The sequence below is a fragment of the Cognatishimia sp. genome, assembly GCF_964229375.1.
GTDB lineage: Bacteria > Pseudomonadota > Alphaproteobacteria > Rhodobacterales > Rhodobacteraceae > Cognatishimia.
In genome coordinates this window covers 1-6,170 of sequence record NZ_CAXREH010000089.1, presented here as the reverse complement: position 1 = coordinate 6,170, position 6,170 = coordinate 1, and the positions used below count along the sequence as shown (strand labels likewise).

Genomic DNA, 6,170 nt, shown 5'->3' with positions numbered 1-6,170 from the left:
TTGGTGGAGCCTAGGGGGATCGAACCCCTGACCTCTACAATGCCATTGTAGCGCTCTCCCAGCTGAGCTAAGGCCCCAAACCTGTTGGATCGCGAGCGATCCGTGCGCGCTTAATTAGGCGCTGGGAAAGGTGGGATCAAGTGAAAAATCCCACCTTTAATCATTTAAGAGTCGTCTTCTTCAGACGGCATATCCGCGATCTCGTCCAGCGAGACGTTGTCGTCATCATCTTCGTCCAGAACATCGTCATCCAGTTCCAGATCTACAGAGTCATCATCGTCCAAAACATCGCCGTCTTCACCGTCGTTCGCTTTGGCTTTCAGGGTCGCTGCATCTTCTCTGTCAGCGGCGATCATGCGTGTTTTGCCGGTGTCCAGCTCTACGACTTCGCCGGTGTACGGGCTGACGATCGGGTCTTTGTTCAGGTCGTAGAAACGCTTGCCAGTGGTTGGGCACAGACGCTTTACGCCCCATTCTTCTTTGGGCATAGGTTTCCCCTTTAATCACGTGAGTCTTGTCGACAGTTCGGGCCAACTGCCATAAGTGGCGGAGATAGTCAAAGGGTAACGTGAAACAAGAGGCGCAGGGGGCGAAATGACGGAAATTTTTGTGCCTGGCGCACCGGGTATCCCGATTATTCTGCGACGGTCTGCGCGGGCGCGTCGGATCAGCTTGCGGGTGTCTCGATTGGATGGACGGGTCACGCTGACGTTGCCCAGCCGCGTGCCGCAACAAGAGGCACTGGATTTCGCCCAGTCCAAAGCGGCGTGGTTGGTGCGCAATATGGCGGCCCGGCCCGAAGCGGTGCAGGTCGACCTTGGGAGCGACCTTCCGTTTCAAGGCGATTTGCTGACCATCACAGCAGGGCAGGGGCGAGCGGTGCGCCGCGAGGGTGAGGCCCTTTTGGTGCCCGCAGGCGCACGTGTTGGCCCGCGGGTGCAGGCCTATCTCAAGACCGAGGCGCGCAACCGGCTGGTTGCGGCCTGTGATCGCTATGCGGCGGCCTTGGGTCGGCCCTATGCGCGGATCACGCTGCGGGACACACGGTCGCGCTGGGGGTCTTGCAGCAGCGCGGGGGCCTTGATGTTTTCCTGGCGTCTGGTGATGGCGCCTGAAGAGGTGCTGCACTATGTGGCCGCGCATGAGGTCGCGCATCTGGTTCAGATGAACCACTCAAAGGCGTTCTGGGACGAGGTCGCGAAACTGTTTGGGCCGCATCAGTCCGAGCGCGACTGGCTACGTCAGCATGGCGAAAAGCTGCATCGCTACCGTTTTGAGGATTGACGCTCCAGAGATTTGTGATCACATTTGCAGTATGCTGCCACCCTCCAAACCACTAGAGCCGTCTACTTCTGCCCATGACCGGGTTTATCGGGGTTTGCGCACCCGGATTATGCACGGTGAAATCATGCCCGGCGTCGCGCTGACGTTGCGGGGGATCGGTGCAGAATATGAGGTGTCAATGACACCTGCGCGGGAGTCGGTGCGACGGTTGGTTGCCGAGGGTGCTTTGACCATGTCAAGCTCGGGTCGGATCTCGACGCCCGAGTTGACGCCGGACCGGATTGAAGAGCTGGCCTCGCTGCGAGCCCTGCTGGAAGTCGAGCTGGCCAGTCGCGCATTGCCGCGTGCCCATATGGCGCTGATTGACCGGTTGCAGACCATCAACGGGCGCGTTGCGGACGCTGTGGCGATGCGTGATCCGGTGAAGTACATCCGTGCCAATCTGGATTTTCACCGCGCGCTATATCTGAGGGCGCAGGCTCCGGCTATGCTGGCGATGGTCGAGACGGTCTGGCTGCAGCTGGGGCCAACCATGCGAGCGCTTTATGGCAAGCTGCGCAAGACCGAGCCGCCGCAGTATCATCGCCTGATCCTGTCTGCTCTGAAAGCAGGGGACGAGCCCGGCCTGCGTCTGGCGGTACGCTCAGACGTGACGCAGGGGCTTCGGCTGTTGGCGAATTAAGCCGCCAGGCCCTTGCTGCCAAGATCCAGGAATTTCTTGCGACGCGCGGCGATCAGACCTTTGCGATCCAGCGCCGACAACTCGTTCAACATATCCGCAATGGCTTTGCCAACGGATTGGATCGCCGCAGGACGGTCGCGATGCGCGCCGCCCATGGGTTCGGTCACAGTGCGATCTGCAACGCCCAGCTTCAGCAGGTCTTGCGCCGTCAAACGCAGTGCTTCGGCGGCTTCGCGCATTTTTTCGGCGTCTTTCCACAGGATCGAGGCGCAGCCTTCGGGCGAGATCACGGAATAGACCGAATGCTCCAGCATCGCGACTTTGTTGGCTGAGGCAAACGCAACTGCGCCGCCCGAGCCACCTTCGCCGATGATGATCGAGATCACAGGTACGCCGACTTGCAGACATTTTTCGGTGCTGCGCGCAATTGCTTCGGACTGGCCGCGCTCCTCTGCACCTTTGCCTGGATAGGCACCGGGTGTGTCGACCAAAGCGATGATCGGCAGGTTGAACTTGTCGGCCATTTCCATCAGGCGGATGGCTTTGCGATAGCCCTCTGGACGCGCCATGCCAAAGTTGCGCTCGATGCGCGACTTGGTGTCATGACCTTTTTCGTGACCAATCACCATGACAGGCTGGTCGTTAAACCGCGCAAGGCCGCCCATGACCGCGTGGTCGTCCGCAAAGTTCCGATCACCTGCCAAAGGCGTGTATTCGGTGAACAATGCGTCGATGTAATCTTTGCAGTGCGGACGTTCAGGGTGGCGGGCCACCTGACATTTTCGCCAAGGCGTCAGAGTTTTGTACAGCTCTTCCAGCAGTTCCTCGGCCTTGCGATCCAGCGCAGCGGCTTCGTCGGCGACGTCCATTTCCTCGTTTTGACGCGCCATTGCACGCAATTCTTCGGCTTTGCCTTCGATCTCCGCAAGCGGCTTTTCAAAATCGAGGTAGTTGGTCATCGTTCACTCCACGTCACCTTGATTGTGCTATATGACGACGCAGATCAGGAATTGCAACATATCCGCACGCCAGATTTACCCAAACAATGCAGGCAGGGCCGAAGCCAGCAAAAGCAAAGCCATGGTCCAGTTGAACAGGGTCAGCCTGAGGCGATTGGTCAAAAAGCGCCGCATTTGTTGGCCCAGAACCGTCCAGCTGCCGACGCTTGGCAGGTTCACTGCGCCAAATGCCAAAGCAACAAACAAAACCGAAGCGATGTCGCGCTCTGGTGCAAAAAGCGTGATCGCCGACAGTGCCATATACCAGGCTTTTGGGTTCACCCATTGAAAGGCGGCAGCCTGCACAAAGGTCATCGGCTTCGAGGCCGCGCTGCGGGTTTCAGGTGCGCCCGCATTGGCGAATTTCCAGGCCAGCCACAACAGGTACAGAATGCTGGCCGCGGTCAAGGCCTCATAGCTATAGGGCACCAAGTCAAACACCTGCATCAGGCCAAAGCCCACCAATGCGACCATGACGGTAAAGCCAATGCCAATGCCCAGCATATGCGGAATGGTGCGGGTAAATCCGAAATTTGCGCCCGACGCCATCAGCATCAGGTTGTTGGGCCCCGGGGTGATCGAGGTGACAAAGGCAAAGCCGACAAGGCCAGTGAGGATTTCATAAGTCATAGCGGAGAATCTGGCGGAAAAACCGCGCATTTGAATTGCGTTTTGAGGCGTGTGGTGTCTATTTTCACAATTAATGGCGAAAGCAGATCAGATAAACGAAAAAATATTGCGTGAGTTGTCGCGCGATGGTCGCATTTCGAATCTGGAACTGGCCGATCGGGTCGGGCTGTCCCCCTCGGCCTGTCTGCGCCGGGTGCAGGATTTGGAAAAGTCCGGCGTGATTGCAGGGTATCGCGCGGTTCTGGATCGCTCAAAGCGCGGGATCGGATTTGTCGCATATATTACGGTCGGCCTCAATCAGCACACCAAAGAGGCGCAAGAGTCCTTTGAGCGTGCCATCGCCCGCGCGCCAGAGGTGGTGGAATGCCACAATATCACAGGGTCGGTGGAATATTTGCTGCGAGTCGAGGCGACGGATCTTGTGGCCTATAAGTCCTTTCACACCGATGTTCTGGGTACGGTGCCGCAAGTGAATTCAATCACGTCCTATGTCGTAATGGGCTCGCCAAAGGACGAGCGCGCCTAGACCTGAAGTGCCGCGCGCAAGGCGCTTTCGGGCGACGTCAGGACCGGAAGCTCAAGGTCTGCCAACATCGGGGCCGCAGCGGCCATGCTGGCTTGGGCCAGAACAACGCAACCGACCTTGTTATGGGCCACCGCGTCCCGCACGGCGCCGGCGACGCACGCGATGAAGGCTTGGGTCTGGCCTGCTTCGAAAAGTGGCCAAAACTGTCCGATAAAGAGTGGCAGAACCTCGGTTGGGGTGGCTGCGTCCTGAAGGGCGGCTTCCAGCAAGGACAGCGACGGCTGATAAGTGCTTTCCAGTGCATAAACCATTAGGATCGGGCCGCCTGTTTCGGCGGCTTTTTGCATCATCGGGGCATCAATGCGAATGGCACCCACGGTGCCTGCCACCTCGCCAAGTGTGGTGCAAGTGCAGATCACCGGGCCTTGGGGCGCGCCCACGGCTTCGGTGATTTCATCGATCAGCCCCTGACGAATCCCGTGCTTGCGCGCGCGCTCCAGCCAGTCGGTCCGCACGTGATGCACAAGCTCGACATCTGGAGCCAATCTGTCGCGCAGCGCGTCAAACGTGGCGCGGTGAACCTCGGCGGTGTGCAGCAGTGTGATGGGATGCGTCATGTGACCCTCGTTCTTATCGGCGTCACTGGCGCAGATTCGAAGAGGATTGGCAACCCGGCGATCTACATGGGGTCGCCGGGTTGCTGTGTCTCCGAAGGGAAAACTAAGGGAATTTAGGCAGAGGCCGCGATGAGCTCGGCCTGCGCGACAATCACTTCGGCCTGTTTGATCGACGCGATGTCAACAAGGCGGCCTTTGTAGACGGTCGCGCCTTCGCCTTTTGCTTTGGCCTGTTCCATCGCCGCCAGAATTTCGCGGGCCTCGTTGACGGCCTCGTCGCTGGGGGTGAAGACCTGATTGGCCAGGGCGATCTGTTTTGGATGGATGGCCCATTTGCCAACCATGCCCAAGGTCGCCGAGCGCATAGCCTGCGCGATATAGCCTTCGTCATCCGAGAAATCGCCGAACGGGCCGTCCACAGGCAGTACGCCATGGGTGCGGCAGGCGGCCACGATTTTGGCCTGCGCCCAATGCCACGGATCGGACCAGTATTTCTGGTCCTCGCGCAGCATGTAATAGTTTTCCTGAGTGCCACCGATTCCAGTGGTCTGCATCCCCATCGAGGCCGCAAAGTCTGCTGCGCCTAGGCTCATGGCCTGCAGACGCGGCGAGGCGGCGGCGATGTCTTCGGCATGGGCGATGCCCGCCGCAGATTCGATGATCACTTCGAACGAGATTTTCTTTTGGCGACCCTTGGCGGCTTCGATGGCGGTGACCAGAGCGTCCACCGCATAGATGTCCTCGGCACAACCGACTTTGGGGATCATGATCTGATCCAAACGCTCGCCTGCCTGCTCGAGCAGGTCGACCACATCGCGGTACCAATATGGCGTGTCCAACCCGTTGATGCGCACCGAGAGGTATTTGTTGCCCCAGTCGACCGTGTTGATCGCTTCGATAGCGTTTTGACGCGCCATGTCTTTGTCTGAAGGGGCCACAGAGTCTTCCAGATCGATGTTGATCACATCTGCAGCAGAGGCCGCCATTTTTGCAAAAAGCTTGGTGTTGGACGCAGGGCCGAACAATTGGCAGCGGTTCGGACGCGCAGGTGCAGCGGGTTGGATGCGAAAGCTCATATCGGCCTCTTGGAAAGGAAATTACGTCATTTGTCTTGGTTTGGTTATTAAATTACGTGCCCAATCGCAAGGGTCCTTTTTGCTGTTGCGGCATGAGATTGCTGCAACGCCGCGTCACAAGGAATGTGACCTGACTGGCGCAGAACCTTCGTTTTCCGGCTGTTTGAGCGGGAGAAAATTCGAAAAATTTCCAAAAAGGCTATGATTCTTCCTGCAGTGGCAGAGTTCTAAGCGCAAATTAAGAGGATTTTGCGTGGCTTTTCGGGAATCCTTGCCTGACTCAAAACACCTTCCGAGGCTTCGCTATGATTAAGACACCTTATCTTCTGTTCCTGGGCGACGCGCCTGACATGCTTG

8 protein-coding genes and 1 tRNA gene are annotated in these 6,170 nt (G+C 58.2%); 3 read left to right on the top strand and 6 right to left on the bottom strand.

The window, feature by feature from the left end:
* Position 1: 1 nt before the first annotated feature.
* Positions 2-77 (bottom strand) — tRNA-Ala (locus tag ACEQWH_RS07165).
* 87 nt (positions 78-164) lie between these two features.
* Complete coding sequence (locus tag ACEQWH_RS07160; protein ID WP_370229232.1) at positions 165-488, bottom strand: TIGR02300 family protein; 324 nt, start codon at positions 486-488, stop codon at positions 165-167.
* A gap of 106 nt (positions 489-594) precedes the next feature.
* On the opposite strand from ACEQWH_RS07160, the gene ACEQWH_RS07155 reads away from it, so the two are divergent.
* Both ACEQWH_RS07155 and ACEQWH_RS07150 read left to right on the top strand, forming a co-directional pair.
* Complete coding sequence (locus ACEQWH_RS07155) at positions 595-1,284, top strand: M48 family metallopeptidase (RefSeq protein ID WP_370229230.1); 690 nt, start codon at positions 595-597, stop codon at positions 1,282-1,284.
* A gap of 31 nt (positions 1,285-1,315) precedes the next feature.
* Positions 1,316-1,966, top strand: a complete 651-nt coding sequence (locus ACEQWH_RS07150) for a GntR family transcriptional regulator (RefSeq protein WP_370229228.1) — start codon at positions 1,316-1,318, stop codon at positions 1,964-1,966.
* On the opposite strand, the gene ACEQWH_RS07145 is transcribed toward ACEQWH_RS07150, so the two are convergent.
* Positions 1,963-2,925: an acetyl-CoA carboxylase carboxyltransferase subunit alpha gene (locus ACEQWH_RS07145; protein ID WP_370229226.1), complete on the bottom strand. Its 963-nt coding sequence runs from the start codon at positions 2,923-2,925 to the stop codon at positions 1,963-1,965. The two genes, ACEQWH_RS07150 and ACEQWH_RS07145, sit on opposite strands and share 4 nt — an antisense overlap.
* A 75-nt stretch (positions 2,926-3,000) precedes the next feature.
* Complete coding sequence (locus ACEQWH_RS07140; RefSeq protein ID WP_370229224.1) at positions 3,001-3,594, bottom strand: LysE family translocator; 594 nt, start codon at positions 3,592-3,594, stop codon at positions 3,001-3,003.
* 73 nt (positions 3,595-3,667) lie between these two features.
* Between ACEQWH_RS07140 and ACEQWH_RS07135 the strand changes: the two genes are divergently transcribed.
* Positions 3,668-4,120, top strand: a complete 453-nt coding sequence (locus ACEQWH_RS07135) for an Lrp/AsnC family transcriptional regulator (RefSeq protein ID WP_370229222.1) — start codon at positions 3,668-3,670, stop codon at positions 4,118-4,120.
* On the opposite strand, the gene ACEQWH_RS07130 is transcribed toward ACEQWH_RS07135, so the two are convergent.
* Together ACEQWH_RS07130 and ACEQWH_RS07125 are read right to left on the bottom strand one after the other, a co-directional pair.
* Positions 4,117-4,737 carry a hypothetical protein gene (locus ACEQWH_RS07130; protein ID WP_370229221.1) on the bottom strand — a complete coding sequence of 207 codons (621 nt, stop codon included), beginning with the start codon at positions 4,735-4,737 and terminating at the stop codon, positions 4,117-4,119. The genes ACEQWH_RS07135 and ACEQWH_RS07130 overlap by 4 nt on opposite strands.
* Positions 4,738-4,850: 113 nt before the next feature.
* Positions 4,851-5,813 carry an L-malyl-CoA/beta-methylmalyl-CoA lyase gene (locus ACEQWH_RS07125; protein ID WP_370229219.1) on the bottom strand — a complete coding sequence of 321 codons (963 nt, stop codon included), beginning with the start codon at positions 5,811-5,813 and terminating at the stop codon, positions 4,851-4,853.
* Positions 5,814-6,170 lie beyond the last annotated feature (357 nt).